The organism is Streptomyces sp. NPDC126499 (assembly GCF_040302485.1).
Taxonomy (GTDB): Bacteria; Actinomycetota; Actinomycetes; order Streptomycetales; family Streptomycetaceae; genus Streptomyces.
Genome location: NZ_JBEOUO010000032.1, coordinates 50,438 through 74,809, shown reverse-complemented (window position 1 = coordinate 74,809; position 24,372 = coordinate 50,438). Strand labels below are relative to the sequence as shown.

The 24,372-nt window shown below is 73.3% G+C and carries 22 protein-coding genes; 10 read left to right on the top strand and 12 right to left on the bottom strand.

Annotated features, from left to right (window positions below; translation table 11 throughout):
- Positions 1-96: 96 nt before the first annotated feature.
- The 3 genes from ABTZ91_RS31820 to ABTZ91_RS31810 all read right to left on the bottom strand — a co-directional run bounded on the left by ABTZ91_RS31820 (position 97) and on the right by ABTZ91_RS31810 (position 1,935).
- Complete coding sequence (locus tag ABTZ91_RS31820) at positions 97-672, bottom strand: TerD family protein (RefSeq protein WP_352080695.1); 576 nt, start codon at positions 670-672, stop codon at positions 97-99.
- A 235-nt stretch (positions 673-907) separates the two neighbouring features.
- The gene (locus ABTZ91_RS31815; protein WP_352080694.1) at positions 908-1,378 is read right to left on the bottom strand and encodes a peroxiredoxin; all 471 of its coding nucleotides are present in this window, start codon (positions 1,376-1,378) and stop codon (positions 908-910) included.
- Between the two features lie 134 nt (positions 1,379-1,512).
- On the bottom strand, positions 1,513-1,935 hold the full coding sequence (locus tag ABTZ91_RS31810) for a DUF3052 domain-containing protein (RefSeq protein ID WP_345488695.1): 423 nt from the start codon (positions 1,933-1,935) through the stop codon (positions 1,513-1,515).
- Positions 1,936-2,351: 416 nt separating this feature from the next.
- On the opposite strand from ABTZ91_RS31810, the gene aceE reads away from it, so the two are divergent.
- Entirely contained in the window at positions 2,352-5,084 is a 2,733-nt protein-coding gene (aceE, locus tag ABTZ91_RS31805) for a pyruvate dehydrogenase (acetyl-transferring), homodimeric type (protein WP_352080693.1), read from the top strand.
- A 115-nt stretch (positions 5,085-5,199) separates the two neighbouring features.
- Entirely contained in the window at positions 5,200-6,036 is an 837-nt protein-coding gene (locus ABTZ91_RS31800) for a potassium channel family protein (RefSeq protein WP_352080692.1), read from the top strand.
- Here ABTZ91_RS31800 and ABTZ91_RS31795 read toward each other — a convergent pair.
- Together ABTZ91_RS31795 and ABTZ91_RS31790 are read right to left on the bottom strand one after the other, a co-directional pair.
- Positions 6,017-6,433, bottom strand: a complete 417-nt coding sequence (locus ABTZ91_RS31795) for a peptidase inhibitor family I36 protein (RefSeq protein ID WP_352080691.1) — start codon at positions 6,431-6,433, stop codon at positions 6,017-6,019. The genes ABTZ91_RS31800 and ABTZ91_RS31795 overlap by 20 nt on opposite strands.
- A 172-nt stretch (positions 6,434-6,605) precedes the next feature.
- Entirely contained in the window at positions 6,606-8,228 is a 1,623-nt protein-coding gene (locus ABTZ91_RS31790; RefSeq protein WP_352080690.1) for an MFS transporter, read from the bottom strand.
- 129 nt (positions 8,229-8,357) lie between these two features.
- Between ABTZ91_RS31790 and ABTZ91_RS31785 the strand changes: the two genes are divergently transcribed.
- From ABTZ91_RS31785 to ABTZ91_RS31755, 7 genes are all read left to right on the top strand, one after another.
- On the top strand, positions 8,358-8,990 hold the full coding sequence (locus ABTZ91_RS31785; RefSeq protein WP_352080689.1) for a TetR family transcriptional regulator: 633 nt from the start codon (positions 8,358-8,360) through the stop codon (positions 8,988-8,990).
- A gap of 124 nt (positions 8,991-9,114) precedes the next feature.
- Positions 9,115-10,425 (top strand): alpha/beta hydrolase, encoded by a 1,311-nt coding sequence (locus tag ABTZ91_RS31780; protein ID WP_352080688.1) that lies wholly within the window; start codon positions 9,115-9,117, stop codon positions 10,423-10,425.
- Between the two features lie 67 nt (positions 10,426-10,492).
- On the top strand, positions 10,493-11,371 hold the full coding sequence (locus ABTZ91_RS31775; protein ID WP_352080687.1) for a DUF4429 domain-containing protein: 879 nt from the start codon (positions 10,493-10,495) through the stop codon (positions 11,369-11,371).
- A gap of 379 nt (positions 11,372-11,750) precedes the next feature.
- Complete coding sequence (locus ABTZ91_RS31770) at positions 11,751-13,049, top strand: sensor histidine kinase (protein ID WP_352080686.1); 1,299 nt, start codon at positions 11,751-11,753, stop codon at positions 13,047-13,049.
- Positions 13,050-13,057: 8 nt separating this feature from the next.
- Positions 13,058-13,741 (top strand): response regulator transcription factor, encoded by a 684-nt coding sequence (locus ABTZ91_RS31765; protein ID WP_352080685.1) that lies wholly within the window; start codon positions 13,058-13,060, stop codon positions 13,739-13,741.
- Positions 13,742-13,900: 159 nt separating this feature from the next.
- A complete protein-coding gene (locus tag ABTZ91_RS31760; protein WP_352080684.1) occupies positions 13,901-14,887 on the top strand; it encodes an alpha/beta hydrolase in 987 nt (328 codons plus the stop codon).
- Positions 14,884-16,086 carry an acyltransferase family protein gene (locus ABTZ91_RS31755; RefSeq protein ID WP_352080683.1) on the top strand — a complete coding sequence of 401 codons (1,203 nt, stop codon included), beginning with the start codon at positions 14,884-14,886 and terminating at the stop codon, positions 16,084-16,086. Before ABTZ91_RS31760 ends, ABTZ91_RS31755 begins: the two co-directional genes overlap by 4 nt.
- A gap of 29 nt (positions 16,087-16,115) precedes the next feature.
- Here the strand turns inward: ABTZ91_RS31755 and ABTZ91_RS31750 are convergent, their stop codons facing one another.
- Together ABTZ91_RS31750 and ABTZ91_RS31745 are read right to left on the bottom strand one after the other, a co-directional pair.
- Entirely contained in the window at positions 16,116-17,189 is a 1,074-nt protein-coding gene (locus ABTZ91_RS31750) for an aldo/keto reductase (protein ID WP_352080682.1), read from the bottom strand.
- Positions 17,186-17,608, bottom strand: coding sequence for a MerR family transcriptional regulator (locus tag ABTZ91_RS31745; protein WP_352080681.1), 423 nt, complete (start codon positions 17,606-17,608; stop codon positions 17,186-17,188). The genes ABTZ91_RS31750 and ABTZ91_RS31745 overlap by 4 nt, the downstream gene beginning before the upstream one ends.
- A gap of 52 nt (positions 17,609-17,660) precedes the next feature.
- Between ABTZ91_RS31745 and ABTZ91_RS31740 the strand changes: the two genes are divergently transcribed.
- Positions 17,661-18,488, top strand: a complete 828-nt coding sequence (locus ABTZ91_RS31740) for a serine hydrolase domain-containing protein (RefSeq protein WP_352080680.1) — start codon at positions 17,661-17,663, stop codon at positions 18,486-18,488.
- Positions 18,489-18,542: 54 nt separating this feature from the next.
- Here ABTZ91_RS31740 and ABTZ91_RS31735 read toward each other — a convergent pair whose 3' ends face one another.
- From ABTZ91_RS31735 to ABTZ91_RS31715, 5 genes are all read right to left on the bottom strand, one after another.
- Positions 18,543-19,163, bottom strand: coding sequence for a hypothetical protein (locus ABTZ91_RS31735; RefSeq protein ID WP_352080679.1), 621 nt, complete (start codon positions 19,161-19,163; stop codon positions 18,543-18,545).
- Between the two features lie 104 nt (positions 19,164-19,267).
- Positions 19,268-20,734: a HAMP domain-containing sensor histidine kinase gene (locus ABTZ91_RS31730; RefSeq protein ID WP_352080678.1), complete on the bottom strand. Its 1,467-nt coding sequence runs from the start codon at positions 20,732-20,734 to the stop codon at positions 19,268-19,270.
- 8 nt (positions 20,735-20,742) lie between these two features.
- Positions 20,743-21,426, bottom strand: coding sequence for a response regulator transcription factor (locus tag ABTZ91_RS31725; RefSeq protein WP_352080677.1), 684 nt, complete (start codon positions 21,424-21,426; stop codon positions 20,743-20,745).
- Between the two features lie 45 nt (positions 21,427-21,471).
- Positions 21,472-23,139, bottom strand: coding sequence for a murein biosynthesis integral membrane protein MurJ (murJ, locus tag ABTZ91_RS31720; RefSeq protein ID WP_352080676.1), 1,668 nt, complete (start codon positions 23,137-23,139; stop codon positions 21,472-21,474).
- Positions 23,136-24,326: a lipid II:glycine glycyltransferase FemX gene (locus tag ABTZ91_RS31715; protein WP_407078069.1), complete on the bottom strand. Its 1,191-nt coding sequence runs from the start codon at positions 24,324-24,326 to the stop codon at positions 23,136-23,138. Before ABTZ91_RS31715 ends, murJ begins: the two co-directional genes overlap by 4 nt.
- Between the last annotated feature and the right edge of the window lie 46 nt (positions 24,327-24,372).

Sequence of the window (24,372 nt, the reverse complement as noted above, 5' to 3'; positions counted from 1 at the left end):
CCCGGCCCCCGGGCGGCGCGCGGGCGCGCCGGGGGCCCGCGGCGCGTCCGGCGCCGCACGGTAGGTGCGGCGCCGGACGGGTTGCGGTGCGTCGGCTCAGACGTTGACGCCGAAGTCCTGCGCGATGCCGCGCAGGCCGGAGGCGTAGCCCTGGCCGACGGCGCGGAACTTCCACTCCGCCCCGTTGCGGTAGAGCTCGCCGAAGACCATGGCCGTCTCGGTCGAGGCGTCCTCGGAGAGGTCGTAGCGCGCGATCTCGGCGCCGCCGGCCTGGTTCACGACGCGGATGAAGGCGTTGCGGACCTGGCCGAAGGACTGCTGGCGGTTGTCGGCGTCGTAGATCGACACCGGGAAGACGATCTTGGCGACGTCCTGGGGCACGGCGGCCAGGTTGACCTTGACCTGCTCGTCGTCGCCCTCGCCCTCGCCGGTGAGGTTGTCACCGGTGTGCTCGACGGAGCCGTCGGCGCTCTTGAGGTTGTTGAAGAAGACGAAGTCCTGGTCGTTGCGGACCTTGCCCTCCGCGTTCACCAGGATGGCGCTGGCGTCGAGGTCGAAGTCCGTACCGGTGGTGGTGCGGACGTCCCAGCCCAGACCGACGGTGACGGCGGTCAGGCCAGGGGCCTCCTTGGTCAGCGAGACGTTGCCGCCCTTGCTGAGGCTGACTCCCACGAGTCCCTCCATTGGTTTCCAGGGGCAGCGCCCCCAGTCGTGCGTTGGCATCGGATCAACGTCTGGATCCTAGTGACGGGTTCCCCGTGGAAACAGACGTTTCGCCCGAGTGTTGGCACCGGAAGCACCGGAGGGCCGACATCGGGCCCGGTCAGGGACCGGTCGGGCGCCCGGCCAGGGGCCGGTCGGGGGGCGGCCGGGGGGGGGCGGCCGGGGGGGGCGGCCGGGGGCCGGGTCAGAGAGCCGCGAGCGCCTTGAGGCAGTCGTCCAGGTCACGCGCGTCCGGGAGGGCGTTGACCACCGACCAGCGGACCGTGCCGGACCTGTCGATGACGAAGGTGCCGCGCAGGGCACAGCCCTTGTCCTCGTCGAAGACGCCGTAGGCGCGCGAGACCTCGCCGTGCTTCCAGAAGTCGGAGAGCAGCGGGAACTCCAGGCCCTCCTGCTCGGCGAAGACACGCAGCGTGTGGATGGAGTCGTTGGAGACGGCGAGCAGCTGGGTGTCGTCGTTGACGAAGTGGTCCAGGTTGTCGCGCAGCGCGCGCAGCTCGCCGGTGCACACGCCGGTGAAGGCGAAGGGGTAGAAGAACAGCACGACGTTCCGGCTCGTCGCGGGATCCGCGAAGAAGTCGGAGAGCCGCACGGTGCGGCCGTGGTTGTCCTTCAGTTCAAAGTCCGGGGCCTCGGCTCCGACCTCGATCGCCATCGCGTACGTGTCCCTTCGCGCGGCGGCCCAGCGGTTGGGCCGAAACGGTGAAACCCACCCTAAGGGGCGGCCGGGGATGCACGGAGCCCCCGCCGGTGTGGCCGGCGGGGGCTCCGTGCAGCGTATGGGGGGGATCAGCGCTTCGGGGTGCCGAGTCGCGTGCCGACCCAGTCCTTGGCGACGCTGATGCTCTTGGTCTGGGAGAGACCAGCGGTCTGCGCGGCATCGTTGATGTCGCTCGGCTCGATGTAGCCGTCGCGGCCCGTCTTCGGCGTCAGCAGCCAGATCTGGCCGCCCTCCTCCAGGAGGCCGATGGCGTCCACCAGGGCGTCGGTGAGGTCACCGTCCTCGTCACGGAACCACAGCAGCACGACGTCGGCGACGTCGTCGTAGTCCTCGTCCACGAGGTCCTGGCCGATGATGGACTCGATGCCTTCGCGGAGATCGAAGTCGACGTCGTCGTCGTAGCCGATCTCCTGGACCACCTGTCCGGGCTCGAACCCCAGCCTCGCTGCCGGGTTGGTCCGCTCCTCCGCGTGGTCCGCGGTCGCGCTCACGGCTTGCCTCCTGATCATGTATTGGAAAATGCTTCGGCCGCGCGCGGGCGCGCGGCGCTGGCCGTAGTCCACACGTGCCGGGGCGGATCGCGCAAGTACCCGGCCGATGAGACCGCCGAAACGGTGACGTTTGGGGCCGTCTCGCCGCAACCTCCGGCGAGGGCCCGTCGCGCTCCGTGACGAGTCACGCACTCTTCGCCCCGCATTGTGGGGCTCTGCGGCTTCAGTCTGCCGAACATGTTGACGAAACGCATGCGCGGGATGGGCGTAAGGTTGCGATTTGACCGCAGAAGGCGCCTCGGAACGATTACCCCTCGGTAAAGATGACGTTTGCCACCGGCGGGGTACACGATGAACATCCCCGGCCCCAGCGGGCCCCTACCCCCGGGGGCTCCATCGACCAGCGAAGGAACAGCGTGGCTTCCGCATCCGATCGCAACCCGATCATCATTGGCGGTCTTCCCAGCCAGGTCCCGGATTTTGATCCCGAAGAGACCCAGGAATGGCTCGACTCCCTGGACGCCGCCGTGGACGAGCGGGGCCGGGAGCGGGCCCGCTACCTCATGCTGCGGCTGATCGAGCGCGCCCGCGAGAAGCGGGTCGCCGTGCCCGAGATGCGCAGCACGGACTACGTCAACACCATCGCCACCAAGGACGAGCCCTTCTTCCCCGGCAACGAGGAGATCGAGCGCAAGGTCCTCAACGCCACCCGCTGGAACGCGGCCGTGATGGTCTCGCGCGCCCAGCGGCCCGGCATCGGTGTCGGCGGCCACATCGCGACCTTCGCCTCCTCCGCCTCGCTGTACGACGTCGGCTTCAACCACTTCTTCCGCGGCAAGGACGAGGGCGACGGCGGCGACCAGATCTTCTTCCAGGGCCACGCCTCCCCCGGCATCTACGCCCGCGCCTATCTGCTCGACCGGCTGAACGAGACGCAGCTCGACGCCTTCCGCCAGGAGAGGTCGAAGTTCCCCAACGGACTCTCCTCCTACCCGCATCCGCGCCTGATGCCGGACTTCTGGGAGTTCCCCACCGTGTCGATGGGCCTCGGCCCGCTCGGCGCGATCTACCAGGCCCGGATGAACCGCTACATGGAGGCGCGCGGCATCGCCGACACCTCCAAGTCGCACGTGTGGGCCTTCCTCGGCGACGGCGAGATGGACGAGCCGGAGTCGCTCGGCCAGCTGACCATCGCGGCCCGCGAGGGCCTGGACAACCTCACCTTCGTCGTCAACTGCAACCTCCAGCGGCTCGACGGCCCGGTGCGCGGCAACGGCAAGATCATCCAGGAACTGGAGTCGGTCTTCCGTGGTGCCGGGTGGAACGTCATCAAGCTGGTCTGGGACCGCTCCTGGGACCCGCTGCTCGCCCAGGACCGCGACGGTGTGCTCGTCAACAAGATGAACACCACGCCGGACGGCCAGTTCCAGACGTACGCGACGGAGACCGGCGCCTACATCCGCGACCACTTCTTCGGCGACGACCAGCGGCTGCGGGCCATGGTCGAGAACATGACCGACGACCAGATCCTGCACCTGGGCCGCGGCGGTCACGACCACCGGAAGATCTTCGCGGCCTTCTCGGCGGCCAAGGCCCACAAGGGCCAGCCGACGGTGATCCTCGCCAAGACCGTCAAGGGCTGGACGCTGGGCCCCAACTTCGAGGGCCGCAACGCCACCCACCAGATGAAGAAGCTGACGGTCGACGACCTCAAGCGCTTCCGCGACCGGCTGCACATCCCGATCACGGACAAGCAGCTGGAGGACGGCCTGCCGCCGTACTACCACCCGGGCCGGGACTCCGAGGAGATCCAGTACATGCACGACCGCCGCAAGGCGCTCGGCGGGTACGTGCCCACCCGGGTGGTCCGCGCCAAGCCGCTGGCGCTGCCCGAGGACACGACCTACGCGGCGGTGAAGAAGGGCTCCGGCCAGCAGTCGATCGCCACCACGATGGCCTTCGTCCGACTGCTCAAGGACCTGATGCGGGACAAGGAGATCGGCAAGCGCTTCGTGCTGATCGCGCCGGACGAGTACCGCACCTTCGGCATGGACTCGTTCTTCCCGAGCGCCAAGATCTACAACCCGCTCGGCCAGCAGTACGAGGCCGTGGACCGCGAACTGCTCCTCGCCTACAAGGAGTCCCCGACCGGCCAGATGCTGCACGACGGCATCTCCGAGGCGGGCTGCACCGCCTCGCTGATCGCCGCCGGCTCGGCGTACGCCACGCACGGCGAGCCGCTCATCCCGGTCTACGTCTTCTACTCGATGTTCGGCTTCCAGCGCACCGGCGACCAGTTCTGGCAGATGGCCGACCAGCTCGCCCGCGGCTTCGTGCTCGGTGCCACCGCCGGCCGCACCACGCTGACCGGCGAGGGGCTCCAGCACGCGGACGGCCACTCGCACCTGCTCGCCTCGACCAACCCGGCGTGCGTCGCCTACGACCCCGCCTTCGGCTACGAGATCGCCCACATCGTCCAGGACGGCCTGCGGCGCATGTACGGCCCCCAGGCCGAGGACGTCTTCTACTACCTGACCGTCTACAACGAGCCGATCCAGCACCCGGCCGAGCCCGAGAACGTGGACGCCGACGGCATCCTCAAGGGCATCTACCGCTACAAGGCGGGCGAGGCCGGCACGATCCCCGCCCAGATCATGGCCTCCGGCGTCGCCGTGCCGTGGGCGGTCGAGGCGCAGCGGATCCTCGCCGAGGAGTGGAACGTCCGCGCCGACGTCTGGTCCGCCACCTCCTGGAACGAGCTGCGCCGCGACGCCGTGGCCGTCGAGGAGCACAACCTGCTCCACCCGGACGAGGAGCAGCGCGTCCCGTACGTGACGCGGAAGCTCCAGGGCGCCCAGGGCCCGTTCGTGGCCGTCTCCGACTGGATGCGCTCGGTGCCGGACCAGATCTCCCGCTGGGTGCCGGGCAGCTACACCTCGCTGGGTGCGGACGGCTTCGGCTTCGCGGACACGCGCGGCGCGGCCCGGCGCTACTTCCACATCGACGCCCAGTCGATCGTGCTCGCGGTGCTCACGGAGCTGGCCCGGGACGGCAAGGTGGACCGCTCGGCCCTGAAGCAGGCCGTGGACCGCTACCGGCTGCTCGACGTCGCGGCCGCGGACCCGGGCGTCGCGGGCGGCGACGCGTGACCCCGTAGCGGTAGGCGGAGCCGTAACCCCCGGCCGCGGCGCCCTGGCGTTGGCGCATACCACCTGGTGAGGGCGGTGGGACCGTGGGTCCCGCCGCCCTTCGGCGTTCCTTACGATGCCGGGCATGAGGGAACACTGGGAAGAGCGCACCCGGACACCGCTGCTCGCGCTGGCGGTGGCCTTCGGCGTCGCCTACGCCGTGCCGATCGTGGCACCGGGCGCCGACCCCTGGGTGCACCGGCTGTGCACCCAGGTGGAGTGGGTGGTGTGGGCGGTGTTCGCCCTGGACTATCTGGTCCGGCTGGCGATCGCACCGGCCCGGTGGGCCTTCGTCCGCAGCCATCCGCTGGATCTGCTCGCGGTGGTCCTGCCGATGGTGCAGCCGCTGCGGCTGCTCAGGGTGGTCTCGACGCTCCTCCTGGTGGGCCGGCGGGCCCGGATGGCCCCGCAGATCACGCTCACCACGTACGTGGCGGGCGCGGTGGTCGGGCTGATGATGTTCGGCTCGCTGGCCGTGCTCCATGTGGAACGGGACGCGCCGGACGGCAACATCAAGACGCTCGGGGACGCCGTCTGGTGGTCCTTCACCACGATGACGACCGTCGGCTACGGCGACCACGCCCCGACCACGGGTCTGGGCCGGGTGCTCGCGGTCGGCCTGATGCTGTCCGGGATCGCCCTGCTCGGTGTGGTGACCGCGAACATCGCGGCCTGGTTCATCGCCCGCTTCGAGCGGGACGACGCGGCCGAGCGCCGGCAGACGGAGCTGCTGGAGGCGCTGACCCTGGAGGTGCGGGAGCTGCGGGCCGAGGTCGCGCGCCTCTCGGCCCCGCCGCCCGCGCAGGCCGCCTCCGAGCTGCCCCCGCCGCCCGCGCAGGCCGCCTCCGAGCTGTCCCCGCCGCCGGTGCAGGCCGCCTCCGAGCTGTCCTCCCCTACCGCTCCCACAGCTTGAACGCTCTGACCTTGTAGGGCGTCTGGGGCACCCAGGTCCCGCGCCCCGGATAGGTCTCGAACTCACCGGTCTCCGCGCACTCGGCGGACTGGTAGGCGGTGACGGGCCGACCGGTGCGGTTGGCGAGCGCCTGCGCGCTCGTGCCGGCCGGTAAGGCCGTGCAGCTGTCGAGGTCGACCGAGGCCAGCTCGTGGATCACCGCCCGGCCCTTGAAGTCCGCCTTGGGCCACAGGCACAGCTGACCGGGCCCGCAGGCGCCGAGCGTCGTGGCGGCCGGTGCGGCAGCGGGCAGGGCGGCCGGTGCGGCGGCGGGCACGGGTGCGGCCGAGGATGCCGCCGGGGCGGCGAGGAGGGCGGTCAGGACGGCCGCCGCCGCGAGGAAGGTCTTCGTGTACATGCAGGTGAACCCCCGTTTCGTAACTCTGTGTAGTCACGAGCATGGGGCAGGGCGCACCGGGGACGGAAGAGGGGCCGCCCCCGTTCCTTCGAACGGGTGACGGCCCCTTAAGGGAACCCTGACGACGGAAGCCCCGGTGAAGAGAGCCCCGGTGAAGGGAACCCCGACGGCGTCAGATGTGTCCGACCCCGGCGCCCGCCTCGGCGTTGGCGCCGCGCTTGGTGAGCGTGGCGACGAGCGCCGCGACGACGGCGACCACACCGGCGACGGTGAAGGCGAGGCCCATGCCCTGGAGGAAGGTCTCGTGGATGACCTTGCCGATGGCCGACAGCATGTCGGGCGTCATGCCCGGCGCCTTGGCCAGCTCCGGCGGCACCATGCCGAACTCGGCCGCCTGCTCCAGGCGCGGGTCGGCGGGGACGGGGATCCCGGCGTCCTTCCAGTTGTCGGCGAAGGAACCGGACACCTTCGACGCCATGACGGCGCCCAGCACCGCCGTACCGAGCGCGCCGCCGACCTGCATCGCGGCCTGCTGGAGTCCGCCGGCGACGCCGGACAGCTCCAGCGGCGCGTTGCCGACGATGACCTCGGTGGCGCCGACCATCACCGGGGCGAGGCCGAGGCCGAGGAGGGCGAACCAGAGGGACATGGCGAGCGTGCCGGTGTCCGCGTCGAGGGTGATCATGCCGAACATGGCGACGGCCGTGCAGACCATGCCGCCCACCAGCGGGACCCGCGGACCGAACTTGGTGATCAGCGCGCCGGCCAGCGGAGAGGAGACGATCATCATGGCGGTCAGCGGCAGCAGGCGCAGACCGGCGTCGATCGGACCGAGCCCCTTCACGCCCTGGAGGTAGAAGGTCACGAAGAACAGGCCGCCCATGAAGGCGAAGGCCATCAGGACCATCAGCACCACGCCGGCCGAGAGCGGCACGGAGCGGAACATGGCGAGCGGGATCAGCGGCTCCTTGACCTTGGTCTCCCAGGCGGCGAAGACCGCGAAGAGGACGAAGGCGCCGATCAGGCAGCCCCAGGTGCTGGCGCTGCCCCAGCCCCACTCGGCGCCGGCCTGGATGAGGCTCCACACGAGCAGGCCCATGGCGGCCGAGAGCAGCACGATGCCGAAGACGTCGAAGGAGCGCGGGGCGTTCTCGGCGCGGTGGTCCTTGAGGATCACCAGGCCGAGGACGAGCGCGAGGATGCCGACCGGCACGTTGATGAAGAAGACGGACTGCCAGCTGACGTTCTCGACGAGGAAGCCGCCGAGGATCGGGCCGCCGGCGGTGGAGGCGCCGATGACCATGCCCCAGATGCCGATGGCCATGTTCAGCTTCTCGGCCGGGAAGGTGGCGCGCAGCAGTCCGAGCGCGGCCGGCATGAGCAGGGCGCCGAAGAGGCCCTGGAGGACGCGGAAGACGATGACGGCCGCGATCGAGTCCGAGAGACCGATGGCGCCGGAGGCGGCGGCGAAGCCGGCGATGCCGACGAGGAAGGTCTGCCGGTGGCCGAAGCGGTCGCCCAGCTTGCCGGCGGTGATGAGGGCGACGGCGAGCGCGAGCAGGTAGCCGTTGGTGATCCACTGGAGCTGGTCCAGGGTGGCGCCGAGGTCGGCCTGGATGGCGGGGTTGGCGATGGCGACGATCGTGCCGTCGAGCGCCACCATCATGACGCCTGCGGCGACGGCGAAGAGGGTCAGCCAGGGGTGGCCACGCAGTCCCTTCGCCGGGGCCGCGAACGGCTCCCGGCCACCCCCCTGACCCTGCGGGGCCTTTTCCACGGTGGTCTGACTAGTCATACGGACGAGGCTAGTGTCAGTCGCTGACAATTGACAAAGCGATTCACGCGCCGGTAACTGTCACGTAGCTCACAGGTACGCTGAGCCGGACGAAGTAGCCGGAAGAGGACCGGAAAGAGGACCGCCGACGTGACCGTTGTCCCCGGTCTGCGCGAGCGCAAGAAGCAGCGCACCCGCGACGCGTTGATCCGGGTCGCCCTGGAGCTCTTCACCACGCAGGGCTTCGAACGGACCACCGTCGACGAGATCGCCGACTCCGTCGACGTCTCCCAGCGCACCTTCTTCCGCTACTTCGCCACCAAGGAGGACGTGGCCTTCGCCGTCCAGCAGATGGTGGAGGAGCGGTTCGTGCGCGCCCTCGGCGAACGGCCGCCCGAGGAGGGCCCGTTCGACGCCCTGCGCAACGCCGTCCTCAGCGCCTGGGACACCATCGGCGAGGCGATCGCCGAGGTCGTCCCCGTCGAGCTCTATCTGCGCACCTTCCAGCTCATCGAGTCGACGCCCGCGCTCCTCGCCGTACACCTGCGCCGCTCCACGGAGATGGAGGAGACCATCGCCCGCCTGATCGCCGAACGCGAGGGGCTCGACGTGGACGAGGACCCGCGTCCCCGGATCGCCGTCGCCGCGTTCAGCGGGGTCATGCGGGTGACCGGGCAGCTGTGGGGCCGCAGCGAGGACCCGACCCTGGAGTCGATCCGCGAGCTCACCGAGCGCTATCTGGACCACCTGGGCCCGGCGCTGGCGCCGCGCTGGCGAGCCTGACCAGACCGGACGCACGACCCGGCGTACGACCGCGCCTACCCTGCGTCACCACACCCGCGCACGCGAGTGATCCGCGTCACTCGTCCGCGCGGGCCCGCCTCCGCTCCCCCTAGGGTGGCGGCCAATGCCTTCCTTCGACTCGTCCCCCACCCTCTCGGTCTGGCGGATGCTGCTCGCCCTCGCCGTCGTGTTCGTGCTCCTCGCGACCACCGGGTGGACCACGATCCGGCAACAGCGCACGCCAGGGCAGCTCCGGGAGCAGGCGCTCGCCGCCTGGGCGCACGGCAGGATCGGCCACCGCGCGCTGCCCGATCCGACGGCCCCGGCCCGTACGATCGCCGCCTTCTTCGCCGCCATAGGACCCGCGCAGGGTGCCCGGCTCGCCGACGCCCACCCGCTCGTGGTCGGCAACCTCAACGGGGCTCCGGTCACCCTGCGCTACCGCGCCAACCGGGTGTCCCTGGCCCGCGCCCTCGCCGCCGAGCGGGCACGGGTCGACGACCCCCGGCTCACCGCCGACGGCCGCCTCCACGCGCGGCGGCTGGCCCACCGCTTCGCCTCCCTGCTGCGACCCGGCCGCCAGATCCTCGCCTTCGACCCCACGGGTACGGGGCGGGCCGCAGAGGTGCTCGGCGACCTGGAGCGGGCCCGGCGGGTGTCGGTGGTCGTCCCCGGAGTCGACACCAACCTCCTGACCTTCCAGCGCACCGCCCGCCGCTACTCCGCGCCCGCCGGCATGGCCGCCTCCCTCTACGCCGCCGAACGGCGGGCCGCGCCCGGCACCCGTACCGCCGTCATCGCCTGGGCCGACTACACCGCCCCCGTCGGCGTCGGGATCGACGCCGCCATCGGCCGGCTCGCCGAGAACGGCGCCGTCCGCCTGGTCGGCCTCACCGCCGCCCTGCCGGGCGACGCGCCGGTCACCCTCTTCTGCCACAGCTACGGCTCCGTGCTGTGCGGGGTCGCCGCGCCCCGGCTGCCCGCGCGGGTCACCGACGTGGTCGTCGCCGGCAGCCCCGGCATGCGGGTCGAACGGGCCGCCGACCTCGGCACCCCGGCCCGCGTCTGGGCCATGCGGGACACCGACGACTGGATCGCGGACGTGCCCCACCTGGACCTCGGCGGCGTCGGGCACGGGGCCGACCCGGTGGCACCGGAGTTCGGGGCGCGGGTGCTGTCGGCAGCCGGCGCCAAGGGGCACACCGGCTACTTCGAACCGGGCACGCGCAGCCTGGAGAACTTCGCGGCCATAGGGGTCGGCGCGTACGGGCGCCTGACCTGCGCGGTGGCGGACGGTGGCCGGGAGGGTGCCGGAAACGGTGCCTGGGAGGGAGCCGGGGACGGCTCCGGCGACAGCTCCGGTGGAGGCACGATCGGCGGTGACAGCGCTTGCCTCGGCGGAATCTCCGGTGTGCCGGTGTCCCGACGCGCGTAGATCACGGCGAATTTACGATGGTCGCGGAGGGGCGACGTCGGGGCATACGCCGCATACGATGAGGCGTATGGGTGATGTGCTGGCCGGAATTCATGCCACCTGGGAGTTCGAGAGCGACGCCGTCGTCATCCGCTTCGAACGGGGGAACCTCACCAACCGCATGCCGAAGCTGTTCCAGGCTCTGCGCGAGCGGCGGGTGCCGCACGAGGCGCTGGAGTCCGTGACGCTCGCCCCGGGCAAGCGGGGCACCGTCGTGCTGCGCGCCGTGCCGCGGGCGGGCGCCGACCCCCTGATGGAGGCGGCGGCGGGACAGCTGAAGGACGAGTGCGATCCGTACCGCCTGGTGCTCCCCGCCGATCGGGAGACGCTCGCCGAGTACTACCGCGACGAGCTGCGCTCCGTCCTCAGTCCGTACGACGCCGGGCGGCCCGCGGACCGCTTCCTGGTGGCGGCGCCGGAGGGACCGCAGTCCTTCAAGGCGTACGACGGGAAGGCGAGCTTCGACGGGCGGTCGGAGGTGACCTTCCGCTGGTCCTGGTCGGGGGCGTCCTCGGAGAAGTGGAAGGCGGGGGACCAGACTTTCCGGGTGGGCGAGCTGAGCGGCGTCGAGTGGCGCTCGCCGGAGGTCCTGGACGGGTATCTGCGGCTCGTGCCGCGCGAGGGGCCCGACGAGCGGGCCGTCCAGCCGGACCACGACCCCGCGTCCGTCGTCTTCGGCCTCGGCTACGGGCCGGTGCACGAGTCCCTGCCGTTCGCCGCGGCCGTCCTTGCCGCGATCCGCAGCGCCTCGCCGCGCGTCCCGGCTCTGCCGGGGGCGGGAGCGCGTCCGCGGGATCCCGCGGGGGTTGCCGAAAGGATTCGGCACTTGGGGGAGCTGCATCGGGCGGGGCTCGTGACGGATGAGGAGTTCTCGGTGAAGAAGGCGGAGTTGCTGGCGGAGCTGTAGGGGTCGCCGCGCCCGGATGGGTCGCCGCGCCCGGATGGGTCGCCGCGCCCGGGGCGGGCCGCGCCGGCGGTGGGTCGCCGCGTCGGCGGTGGGGTGCCGCGCCGGCGGTGGGGTGCCGCGCCGGCGGTGGGCGCGGCCGGGGCCACGCTGGGCGGCGGGGCTTCGCACACGCCGCCCGCGCGACCAGGCGACACACCGAGGCCGGCGCCCCTGCGGAATCGGCTGCCGCCGTGCGGGCCTGCGCCGCCCCCGCACCGCACGGGCCTGGGCGGCGGATCACGCGCCGTCAGGCGGCGGAACGTGCTACCCCGGTACGAGGCCGGGGACGCCACCCCGGTATGACGTCCCCCCTCCGCCTCGCACCTACGCTGGGGGCGTCATGAAGGACGAACAGCGGCGTCGGCCGCCCATGTCAGAGTCGGTGCGCGGTTTCGGGGTCGCGCTCGCGACGCCCACCGGGCCCGGGGAGGCGCTGTTCGCGCGGGCGAGGTCGCCGTGGGTGCGGTGGCTGCCGTACGGGGTCGCGTTCGTGCTGGTGGCGACGCTGCTGCCGGTCACGATCACCGTGCTGGTGCACGAGTACCACGTCAACGGCGCGCTCGCCGGAGCGCTCGGCACCGCGCAGGCCGCGCCGCTGCTGCTCGCGGTCAGCAGGCCGCTGCGGGCCTGGTGGGTGATCTTCGCCGCGGACGTCGTCGGCGGCTTCGTGATGCTCGCCGCCGACCACAGCGACGGACTGCCCTGGCCGTGGACCCCCATGGCCGTGGTCGGCTACCTCTTCCTGATGCTCGCCCTCGGGCTGCGCGAGGCCCGGCGTGCCCTCGTCGGGGTGTGGCTGGCGACCGGCGCGGCGGGGGCGGTCTTCGAGCTGGTGTCGCCGGAGCGGCCGGGCGGCGGGGTCACCGTGCTGCTGTTCGTGCTCAGCGGGATCCTGCTGCTGCTCACCGCGACCCTGCGCGGGCGCGGCGAGGCCGAGCGGCGGCTCGTCGAGCAGGAGACCATCAGCGAGGCCGAACGGTCCCGCCGCACCCTCCTGGAGGAGCGCACCCGGATCGCCCGCGAGCTGCACGACGTGGTCGCCCACCACATGTCGGTGATCACCGTGCAGGCCGACTCCGCCCCGTACCGCATCCCGGAACTCCCGGACGCGGCCCGCGAGGAGTTCGCCTCGATCGCGGCCGGGGCGCGGGAGTCGCTCGCCGAGATGCGGCGGCTGCTCGCGGTGCTGCGCAGCGACGGCACGGACGGCGAACGGGCGCCGCAGCCGGGCCTCGACCGGGTGCAGCAGCTGGTCGAGGCGACGGTGCGGGCCGGGGTGCCGGCCGAGCTGTCGATGGCCGCCGGCCTCGGGGACACGGTGGAGCTGTCGCCGGCGGTGGACCTGTCGGCGTACCGGATCGTGCAGGAGGCCCTGGCCAACGTCGTGCGGCACGCGCCGGGCGCGGCGACGCGGGTGTCCGTCCGGGCCGACGACGAGGGCTGGTTGCACATCCTCGTCGTCAACGGGCCCGCCGAGGAGCGCGGTTCCCCGCTGGAGGGCGGTACGGGCACCGGGCACGGGCTGGTCGGCATGCGCGAGCGCGTACGGTTGACGGGCGGCTCGCTCGACACCGGGCCGCTGCCGGACGGGGGCTTCCGGGTCGCCGCCCGGCTGCCGACGCGTACCGCCGACAGCTGAGGAAGCCCGTGACCATCCGCGTGATCATCGTCGACGACCAGGCCATGGTGCGGGCGGGCTTCGCCGCGCTGCTCGCCGCGCAGCCCGACATCGACGTGGTGGGCGAGGCCGCGGACGGGCGGCAGGGCGTGGACGTGGCCCGCTCGACGCACCCCGACGTGGTCCTCATGGACGTGCGGATGCCGGAGCTCGACGGGCTGTCGGCGGCACGGGAGATCCTGAACCCGCCGCCCGGGGTGGTCCACCGGCCGAAGGTGCTGATGCTCACCACCTTCGACGTGGACGACTACGTGTACGAGGCGCTGCGCGCCGGTGCCTCCGGCTTCCTCCTGAAGGACGCGCCGCCGGCCGACCTGATCGGCGCGGTGCGGGTGGTCGCGGCCGGCGAGGCGCTGCTCGCGCCGTCCGTGACCCGGCGGCTGATCGCCGACTTCGCCGCCCAGCGGCCGGCGCCGCGCGCCGACCGGGCGGCGCTGCGCCTCAACGGTCTCACCCCGCGCGAGACGGAGGTCCTGGAACTGATCGCCCGGGGCCTGTCGAACCAGGAGATCGCCGGCCACCTGGTCCTCGCGGAGCAGACCGTGAAGACCCACATCGGCCGGGTGCTGGCCAAACTGGACCTGCGGGACCGGGCGCAGGCGGTGATCTTCGCGTACGAGTCGGGCCTGGTGACGCCCGGTCAGGGGAGGTAGCCACCGGGGGTTTCCCCCACCCCTGCCCTGGGGCCCGCCGCTCGTCCGCCCCGTACCCCGGTATCGGTTCACGGTTGGCGCCCCGGTGTGACGCCCGGGCTCCCCTCCTCTTCCTACCTTCCTCTCGCTCAACGAGAAGGAACGGAAGGGGAGACGTACATGCGCCGGTTCACGAGGACCCTGGTCGCCGCCGCGCTGACCGCCACCGTGGTGGCGGGGACGGCGGGCTGGGCGTCGGGGAGCAGCCAGCGGGCCGTCACCGGCGCCCCGGTGGGGACGGCGGCCTGGCGGGCCGACGGGCTGCCGGATCCCGAGGACATGACGCCCGCTCAGGTACGGGACTTCTTCCGGGCGCGGGGGTCGGGTGCCGAGCGGCAGCGGGAGCTCGTCGCGCGACACCCGGGCGTCGTCGGCAACCTCGACGGAGCCCCGCTCTCCCTGCGCTACGCCGCCAACGCCCGGACCGCCGGGGCCCGCTTCCCCGGGCAGCAGATCCTCGCGTACGACCCCCGGGGCCGCGGCCAGGTGGTGCTGGCGTTCGGGGATCTGGCGCGGGCCGAGCACGTGGCGGTGATCGTGCCCGGGTCCGACGTCGACGCCGGGAACCACGGCTCCCTCACCCGCAAGGCGACCGCCCTGCGCGCCGCCACCGGTGGCCGGACGGCGGTCGTCGCCTGGGCCGGCTACACCACGCCCGTCGGCGTCGGCCTCGACGCGGCCTCCGGCGACCTCGCCGAGGCCGGTGCCGGGCGGCTCGCCCGGTTCACGGAGGGGCTGGCCGCCGTCGGCGTGGCCGAGCCGTCCCTCTTCTGCCACAGCTACGGATCGGTCGTCTGCGGTGTGGCCGCGCACCGGCTGAAGGCCAGGGACCTGGTCGCCGTCGCCTCCCCCGGGATGCGCGCCGACGACGTGGCCGGGCTGCGCACCACCGCCCGGGTCTGGGCCGCCAAGGACCCCACGGACTGGATCGACCGGGTCCCGAACGTGGAGTTCGCCGGCCTCGGCCACGGCACCGACCCCGCGGACCCCGCCTTCGGCGCCCGCCGGGTGCCCGCCGGTGACGCCCACGGCCACGACGGCTACTTCGCGCCCGGGACCGCCTCCCTGCGTGCCTTCGCGGCCATCGCGAAGGGAGACGTCCGATGAGTCCGGCGACGCTCGTCGAGCGGATCGAGTCCCGTACCCCCGCCCACCGCGACCGCGCGATCGACGGGCTGCGCGCCCTCGCCCTGCTCGCCGTGCCCACCGGGCACTGGCTGCTCGGCGGGTTCACGCTCTCCTCCGACGGCGCGATCCACAACGCCAGCCCGCTCACCGCCTTCGGCGGCCTCGCGCCCGTCAGCTGGGTCCTCCAGATGCTGGGCGTCTTCTTCCTGGTCGGCGGCCACGCCTCGGTGCTGTCCTACCGGCGCCACGAGGGCTCCACGGCCGCCTGGCTGAGGGGGCGGCTCGCCCGGCTCGGGCGGCCCGTGCTCGGGGTCACCGCCGTGTGGGCGGTGCTGCTGCCGCTGCTGCACCACGCGTTCGGGGTGCCGGAAGCGACGCTGCGTACGGCGTCGACGCTGGTGATCCAGCCGCTGTGGTTCGTCGGCGTCTACACCGTGGTCACCGCGCTCACCCCCTCCTGCGTACGCGCCGCCCGCCGGCTCGGCGTGTGGGCGGCGGCCCCGCTGCTCGGCTCGGTCGCCGTCGTCGACCTGCTGCGCTACGGGCCGTACGCCGAGACCGTCCCGTCCTGGCTGAGCGTCCTGAACATCCTGCCGGGCTGGCTGTTCGCCTACCAGCTCGGTGTCTCCTGGGCCGAGGGCCGGGTCAGCCGCGGCCACGCCTGGGGGCTGCTCGTGGGCGGCGCGGCGCTCTTCGCCGCCCTGCTGCTGTGGTGCGGCTACCCGGCCTCGATGGTGGGTGTCCCCGGCGAGGCCCGTACGAACTCGCACCCGCCGTCGCTGCTGGTCCTGGCCCTCGCCGCCACGCAGAGCGGCGCGGCGATCCTGCTGCGGGAGCGGCTCGGGCGGCTCCTCGCCCGGCCCGCGCTGTGGGCGCCGGTGGTCGTGGTCAACCTGTCGGCGATGACGGTGCTGTGCTGGCACCAGTCGGCCATGCTGGCCGCCGCGATCCCCGCCTCGTACGCGGGTGAGGTCCCCGGCCTGGTCGGCGCGCCCGACTCGGTCGGCTGGATCCTGGCCCGGCTCGCCTGGCTGCCGCTGTTCGCCGGACTGCTCGTCCTGATCGGCCGGTACGCGCGGGGCTTCGAGTCCCCGTGGACCCGCGCCGGCACGGCCCGGCGGGCGGCGGCGGGCCTCCTGGCGGCGGGCTTCGCGTTCTTCGCCCTGGGCCTGGCGTGAGGGCGCCGGGACCCCCGACGGCCGGACGCCTACGCCTCCCGCGCCGCCGAGGTGAACGTCATGTCCGGGTAGCGGTCGCCCGCCACCTGGGCGGCGATCGGCTCCAGGGCGGCGAGCTGCGCGTCGGTCAGCGTGATCCGGGTGGCCGCCGCGTTCTCCTCCAGGCGGGACCGCTTGCGGGTGCCGGGGATGGGCACGACCGTCAGGCCGTGCACGGCGGCGCGCTGCTGGACCCAGGCGAGGGCGATCTGCGCGGGGGTCGCCCCGTGCTCGGCCGCCACGTCCCGCAAGGGGGCGAGCAGGGCCGCGTTCCGTTCGGCGTTCTCGCCGCTGAAGCGCGGCTGGCGGCGGCGGAAGTCGTCGTCCGGCAGGTCCTTGGCGGCGTCGGCGAAGGCGCCGGTGAGGAAGCCCCGGCCGAGCGGCGAGTACGGCACGAAGGTCACGCCGAGTTCGGCCGCCGCGCCGACCGCGCTCTGCTCCACGTCGCGGGAGAAGAGGGACCACTCCGACTGGAGGGCGGCGATCGGGTGCACGGCGTGCGCGGCGCGCAGCTCGGGGCCGGTCACCTCGCTGAGGCCGAGCTGCCGGACCTTGCCCTCCTTCACGAGCTCCGCCATGGCGCCCACGGACTCCTCGAACGGCACGGCCGGGTCCCGGCGGTGCATGTAGTAGAGGTCGATGGTGTCCACGCCGAGCCGGCGCAGGCTGCCCTCGACGGATCGCCGGATGTAGGCCGGGTCGTTGTTGACGCCCCGGTAGACGGGGTCGTCGGCGCGCCGCTCGATGCCGAACTTGGTGGCGAGGACGATCTCGTCGCGGTGTGCGGCGACGAAGGGGGCGAGGAACTCCTCGTTGGCGCCCTGTCCGTAGACGTCGGCGGTGTCGATGAGGGTGACGCCGGCCTCCAGGGCCGCTTCGAGGGTGTCGCGGGCGGCGGCCTCGTCGGTGTCGCCGTAGAACTCGCTGATGCCCATGGCGCCGAAGCCCTGGACGCCGGTCTCGGGCCCGTCCGGGCCGCCGAGGCGTACGGTGTCGATCCTGCCGGTTCCGATCCGGCCGCCGAGGGTGGTGCCGGTGGTGCCGGTGGTGCGGGTGGTGCTCATGAGGGTGCCTCTCCGCAGGTGGGCGTCTGCTTGCCGTAGTAGCCGATCTTGAGGTCGAGCACGGCGAGGGTGTCCTGCAGCTCGGAGATCCGGGCGGCGACGTCGCGCCGGGTGGTCTCCAGGAGCTCGCGCCGTTCGTCGTGGGTGTGGTCGCCGGCGCGGACGAGCTCCGCGTAGCGGACCATGTCCGCGACCGACATGCCGGTGAGCCGCAGCTTGCCGACGAAGGCGAGCCAGTCCAGGTCGCGCCGGGTGAAGCGGCGCTGGCCGGTGTGCGAGCGGTCCACGTGCGGCATGAGTCCGATCCGCTCGTACCAGCGCAGGGTGTGCGCCGACAGTCCGGTCAGGGCCGCGACCTCGCTGATCGTGAACCGTTCCCGGGACACGTCCGCCGCGCTCGTGCTCTCGATCACGCTCATGGCCACCACGCTAAAAGGTTGGAGTGCACTCCAAGCAAGTAGGCTCGGCAGCATGCGAAGCAGCTTGCCCAGCCTGGCGTCGATCGAGAACTGGCCCGTCCCCACCGCGGCCGCCGCCGTGGTCCGCGCGGACGGCACCCTGGCCGGGAGTCACGGCCCCACCGGGCGGCGGTTCCCGCTGGCCTCCGTCACCAAGCCGCTGGCGGCGTACGCGGTCCTCGTCGCGTACGAGGAGGGGGCGATCGACCTGGACGAGCCGGCCGGGCCGGAGGGGGCGACGGTGCGGCACCTGCTGGCGCACACGTCGGGCCTCGCCTTCGACGAGAACCGGGTGACGGCGGCGCCCGGCACCCGGCGGATCTACTCCAACACCGGTTTCGAGGCGCTCGGCGACCACGTCGCCAAGGCGACCGACATCCCGTTCTCCGAGTATCTGCACCAGGCCGTCCTGGAGCCGCTGGGCATGGCCGACACGACCCTGGAGGGCTCGCCCGCGAAGGACGGCGTCTCGACCGTCGACGATCTGGTGCGCTTCGCCGCCGAGGTGCAGGCGCCGCGCCTGCTGGACGCCCGCACGGTGCTGGACGCGATGACGGTCGCGTACCCGGGCCTGACGGGCATTCTGCCCGGTTACGGGCACCAGAGGCCGAACGACTGGGGTCTGGGCTTCGAGATCCGCGACGGCAAGTCGCCGCACTGGACCGGCGCCACGTCCTCGCCGCGTACGTTCGGCCACTTCGGCCAGGCGGGCACCTTCCTGTGGATCGACCCGGACGCGGGCGCCGCGTGCGTGGCCCTGACGGACCGGCCCTTCGGGCCGTGGGCGATCGAGGCGTGGCCGCCCTTCACGGACGCGGTCCTGGCGGACCTGCGCGCCTGACCCGGGCCCCCGGCCCGCCGCCCCCTCGGGCCCACCGGGCCCGCGAGACGCCTCCTAGTCCATCAGGCAGCGGGTGGCGGCCAGCTCCCCGTCGATGCCGCGGACGGCGACCGGCACCGCGCCCGTCGCGTCCTCGGCGTACGCGGCCGTGCACACCAGCTGTCGTACGGCCACGGGGTCGAGGTCCTGCACGCGGGTCCCGACCCGGACCAGGACCACCGGCTCGCCGGCGCTCTTCGTGCGTGTCACGTGCACCGCGTAGGCGCCGTGCGGGGTGAGACGGGTGGTGATTCCGGCGGAGCGCTCCTTCTCGTCGGGGCCTTCGAGAAGGGCGCTGAGCAGCTTGTCGGTGGGGATGCGGTAGCCGACCTCGGTGGGCTCGGCGATGTCGGTGGGCTCGGTCCGGCCGTCCACGTGCTCGGTGTCGGGGCCGATCCCGGGGTGGAAGCCGATGTCACGGGCGACCGGCATCAGCCGGCCGTCGCGGTCGGTGAAGAACAGCAGCATCCGGGGTTCGCTGGTGGGCTGCACCGTGACCGGCGCGGGGCCGCCCGCCTCCACGACGTCGCTCCCCTGTATGCCGCAGGCGGTGAGCGGCAGCAGGCCCAGGCCCAGCAGGGCGGCCGTGGCGCGCCGCAGGGCCCGCCGCCGGGCGGGGCGCCCCGCCGGGCTCACGGCAGGGACCGCCGCCGGGCCCCTCGTGCGGCTGACGGCAGGGCCCGCCTCCGGGCCCCTCGTGCGGCTCACGGCAGGGACCGCCACCGGGCCCCTCGTGCGGCTCACAGCGGGATCCTGACGGTGAAGACGGCGCCGCCGTCGGGGCGGTTGGCCGCGAGGACCGTGCCGCCGTGGAGGTGGACGTTCTCCTGGGTGATGGCGAGGCCCAGGCCGCTGCCCGCCGAGCGGGTGCGGGCCGGGTCGCCCTTGTAGAAGCGGTCGAAGACGTGGGGCAGCACGTCGTCCGGGATGCCCGGGCCGCGGTCGGCGACCTCGGTGACGAGGCGGCCCTCCTCCTCGTACACCCGGACGGTCACCGGCGGGCCGCCGTGCCGCAGGGCGTTGCCGACGAGGTTGGCGACGACCACGTCGAAGCGGCGCGGGTCGAGCCGGGCGCGGATGCCGTCGGTGAGTGCGGTGACGATCCGCTCCGGGTCGGTCCAGTGGCGGTTGATGAGCGTCTTGCGGACCATCTCGGCCGCGTCCACCTCGTCCGTGTGGAGCTCGGCGGCGCGGGCGTCGAAGCGGGAGATCTCCATCAGGTCCTCGACGAGGACGGCGAGTTTGCCGGTCTCGGCGCTGATGAGCCGTACCGCGCGGGCGGTGTCGGAGTCGAGCGTGCCGGCGTCCTCGTCGAGGACCTCGGTGACGGCGAGCATGCCGGCGAGCGGGGTGCGCAGTTCGTGGGAGACGTCGGAGGCGAAGCGGCGGGCACGTGCCTCGGCCCGGCGGAGTTCGGTGACGGATCGTTCCAGCGCCGCGGCGGACTCGTTGAAGGTGCGGGCGAGGTCGGCGAGTTCGTCGCTGCCCTTGGCGTGGATGCGGGTGTCGAGGCGGCCCCGGCCCATGCTGTGGGCGGCGCGCCGCAGTTCGCGCACGGGGCGCAGCACGCCCCGGGCGGCGAGCAGGGCGGGGACGAGGGCGACGAGCAGGGCGGGCAGGGCGCCGTCGCGGGCGGCGAGGACCATGGCCTCGATGTCGGCCTCCTCCTCGCCGAGGTCCATGACCGCGTACAGGACCAGTCCGGTGGGGTGGTCCTCGGGCAGGCCGCGGAAGTTGCCGAAGACGGCGGGGACGGCGACGGTGAGGTACGGGGTGCCGTTCTTGACGACCCGCTGGAAGCTGCCGTGGGTGGCGCCGGGCGCGGTGGCCCGGCGGCGCAGTTCGGGGGTGAGGACGGTCGATGCCGGCCGGTCGGTGGAGGACACCCGGACGTCGCCGTACTCGGCGTAGACCCGCCAGGGGCGGGGCTTGCCCTGGCGGGCGATGCGCCGCAGCTCGTTCTGCAGCCCGTCGTGGTCGACCGGCAGCTGGACGTTCAGGGTCTCGACCTGCTGGCGGAAGGCGGTGACGGCGGTGTCCTGGGTCTGCTCCAGGATCGCGTTGCGGGCGGCGCGGTAGGTGAGGGCGGCGGTGGTGCCGCAGCCGACGGCGGCGACGAGGAGGAAGGCGAGCACGAGGCGGGTGCGCAGGCCGAAGGGGCGCGGGCGGCGGCGGCGCCGGCCCGGGGGCCGGTCGTCGCCGGGCACGTGGGCTCTCACAGCGGGCCGAAGCGGTAGCCGAAGCCGCGCAGGGTCTGGATGTAGCGGGGTTCGCCGGGGGTGTCCTCGATCTTGTTGCGGAGGCGGCGCACGCAGGCGTCGACGAGGCGGGCGTCGCCGTGGAAGCTGTGTTCCCAGACGTGTTCGAGGAGCTGCTGGCGGCTGAAGACCTGCTCGGGGGCGGCGGTGAGGTGGAGCAGCAGTTTGAGTTCGGAAGGGGCGAGGGCGATCCGTTCGCCGTTCTTGGCGACGGTGAGTCCGGCCCGGTCGACGGCGAGTTCGCCGTGGAACTCGACGGCGGGCCGCGCGCCGCCGGGGTCCTCGATGCGGCGCAGGACGGCGCGGATGCGGGCCTCGATGACCTCGGTGCGGGCGGGCTTGACGATGTAGTCGTCGGCGCCGGCCTCCAGGCCGACGACGACGTCGAAGTCGTCGCCGCGGGCGGTGAGCATGATGATCGGCAGCTGGCTGGTCTCGCGGACCCGGCGGCAGACCTGGACGCCGTTCATGCCGGGCAGCATCAGGTCGAGCAGCAGCAGGTCGGGCCGGAACTCCCGGAGCGCGGCGAGCCCGGCCTCGCCGGTGGCGGCGGTCCGCACCTCGTGTCCGCGGCGCCGGAGCCCGAGCTCGACGCCCTCGCGGACGGAGGGGTCGTCTTCGATCAGCAGGACGCGTGGCATGGCTGGAGTATCCCAAGGTGGAAGCGGGTGGGGCGGGCCGGGGCGTCACCCATGACGCGGCCCGCCGCGCCGCCGTACGAGCCGGCCGCGCGCGCCGGTGAGCAGGGCCTGGACCTCGGTGAGCCCGAGGGGGCGGGCCAGGAGGGCGAAGACGGCGACGATCGCGAGGGCGCCGGCCAGTCCGGAGGGGACGGGGCCGGTGGCGGGCAGTGTCAGGTCGGCGGTGAGGAGCCCGAGGCCGGCGGCGGGGACGGCGGCCACGAGCAGCCGCAGCAGCGCCGCCCCGGCGCCCCGCTCCCGGCTCTCGGGGCCCGTCGCGCTCCCCCGTAGCCGCCGCCCGAGCACGTACGCCGTCAGCGCCCAGCCCGTCCACAGCGCGAGCGAGTAGCCGAGGGCCATGCCGGTCACGGCCCAGCGGGCCGGCAGGAACGCGGACGCGCAGAGGGTGAGCAGGGCGTTGAGGCCCGCGATGACCAGGTTGAGGAGGAACGGGGTGCGGGTGTCGCGCAGCGCGTAGAAGGCGCGGGTGCACACGTACTGGCCGGAGAGGGCGACGAGGCCGGGCGCGAGGGCCATCAGGATCCAGGCCATGGAGCGGACCGCGCCGGCGTCGGTGCGGCCGTACTGGAAGACCGTGGCCATCAGCGGGACGGCGAGCGCGAACAGGGCGCAGGCGGCGGGGACGATGGCGGCGGCACTGGTGCGCTGGGCGTAGGCGACGTCCCTGCGGACGGCCGCGAGGTCGTCCTCGGCCGCGGCGCCGCTCATCCGGGGCATGAGGGCGGTGACGAGGGCGACGGTGACGATGCCGTGCGGGACGGCCCACAGCAGATAGGCGTTGTTGTACGCGCTGAGTCCGGCGCCCTCGGCGCGCTGGCCGGCGGCGGTGGCGACCTTGGTGGTGACCCAGTAGGCGGCCTGGTTGGTGAGGACCAGCAGGACGAGCCAGCCGGCCGACTTCAGCGGCGCGGTGAGCCCGCTGCCGCGCCAGTCGAGGCGGGGGCGCCAGCGGAAGCGGGCCGCCCGCAGCGAGGGGAGCAGGGCGAGGGCCTGGAGCGCGATGCCGGCGGTGGTGCCCCAGCCGAGGAGGGCGGTCTCGCCGGGTGTGAGGGTGCCGCCGTCGGACGCCGCGACCATGAGGAACAGGCCGAAGACGGCGATGACGACCAGGTTGTTGAGGACCGGCGTCCAGGTCATCGCCCCAAACCATCCGCGTGCGTTGAGGACCTGCCCGAGCAGGGTGAACAGGCCGAGGAAGAAGATCTGCGGCAGGCAGGAGCGGGCGAAGGCGACCGTCATCTCGCGCTGGGCGCCGGTGTAGTCGGCGTAGGCGTCGACGATGGCGGGGGCGGCGAGGACGGCGGCGGCCGTGAGGACGGTGAGGGCGAACACGCAGACGGTGAGCAGCCGGTCGGTGTACGCGGCGCCACCGTCCTCGTGTTCCTTGGCGGCCTTGACGAGCTCGGGCACGAAGACGGCGTTGAGCGCGCCGCCGAGCAGCAGCATGTAGACGATGGTGGGGATGGAGTTGCCGAGCGCGTAGCCGTCGGCGACGAGCCCGGTGCCGATGGCGGCGGCGACGACGGCGGAGCGCACGAAGCCGGTGGCGCGCGAGACGAGCGAGCCGGCGGCCATGAGCGCGCCGCTGCGCAGCACGGAGGAGGGCCGGGCCTTCGTGTGCGGTGTGCTGTCGGTGGTGGCGGTCGCCGTCATCGACGGGCCAGGTACGCCTGGAAGGCGCGGTACAGCGTGTGGTTGGTCGTGCCGGGCAACGGTGTCTCCCACTCCCCCAGGGTTTCGACGACCTGTCCGCCGGTGCCGAGCTTCCAGCGCAGCAGCCCGTGGGCGCGGTCGTCCGGGTCGAGGGTGGAGGGTACCCCGCGCAGGTCGTAGACGTCGGCTCCAAGGGCGTGCGCGTCGAGCATCATGCGCCACTGGAGGGCGTTGGAGGGGCGGACCTCGCGGCGGTGGTCGGCGGAGGCGCCGGTCTGGTACCAGACCCGCCGGCCCACCGTGATCATGGTGTGGGCGGCGAGGATCTCGCCCTCGTGCCGGGCGAGGTAGAGCTTCATGCGCCCGGGCTGTTCGGCGTTGAGGACGGCGTACTGACGCTCGTAGTACGCGAGGGAGCGGCCGAGCCGGAAGCCGTCGCGCTCCTCGGTGATCCGCAGCAGGCGGTGGAACTCGGGGAGGTCGGCGGCGGAGCCGACGACGACCTCGACGCCGCACTTGCGGGCCTTGCGGATGTTGCGCCGCCACTCCTGGTTGAGGCCGGACCACAGGTCGTCGCTGCTGCGGCCGGTGAGCGGCACCTGGTAGACGTGGCGGGGCTGGGCGTCGGCGCCGTCGTCGGAGTCACCGCCGCACTTGCGCCAGCCGCGGGCGCGCAGCCGTTCGGCGACGGCGGAGCCGAGCGGGTCGACCTCGCTGGCGAGGACGTCGGCGAGGCGCCGGCCGGGGCCGGTGTGCGCCTTGAGGGTGGCGGCGGTCCAGCGGCGGTAGGCGGGGCCGGGCCCCATGCGTACGGCGAAGACTCCGGCACCGCGCAGGTGGGCGAGGAGGGGCTGGAGCCAGGCGTCGAGGTCGGGGTCGGCCCAGTCGGCGACGGGTCCTTCGGGGAGGTAGGCGAAGTACTTCCGTGTCTTCGGGAAGGCGCGCAGCAGCACGAGCGCGACGCCGGTGAGCCGCCCGCCTTCCGGGCCCCAGCCGAGGAGCTGGTGGGTCCAGCCCTCCTTCACCTGGGCCCAGGCGGGGAGTTGGAGGAAGCTCGGTCCGTCGGGGCCGGTGGAGCGGGCGGCGAGGAACGCGCGGTACGTCTCGGGGGTCACGGGCCCGAGCCGGAGCGGGCCGGCCGGGGTGCCGTGGCCGGCGGGTGCGGGCGTCACGAGCAGCGCTGACACAACGGGAGCCTCCTTGTTCCGCCCCGTTCGGTGGTGGGGCGCACAG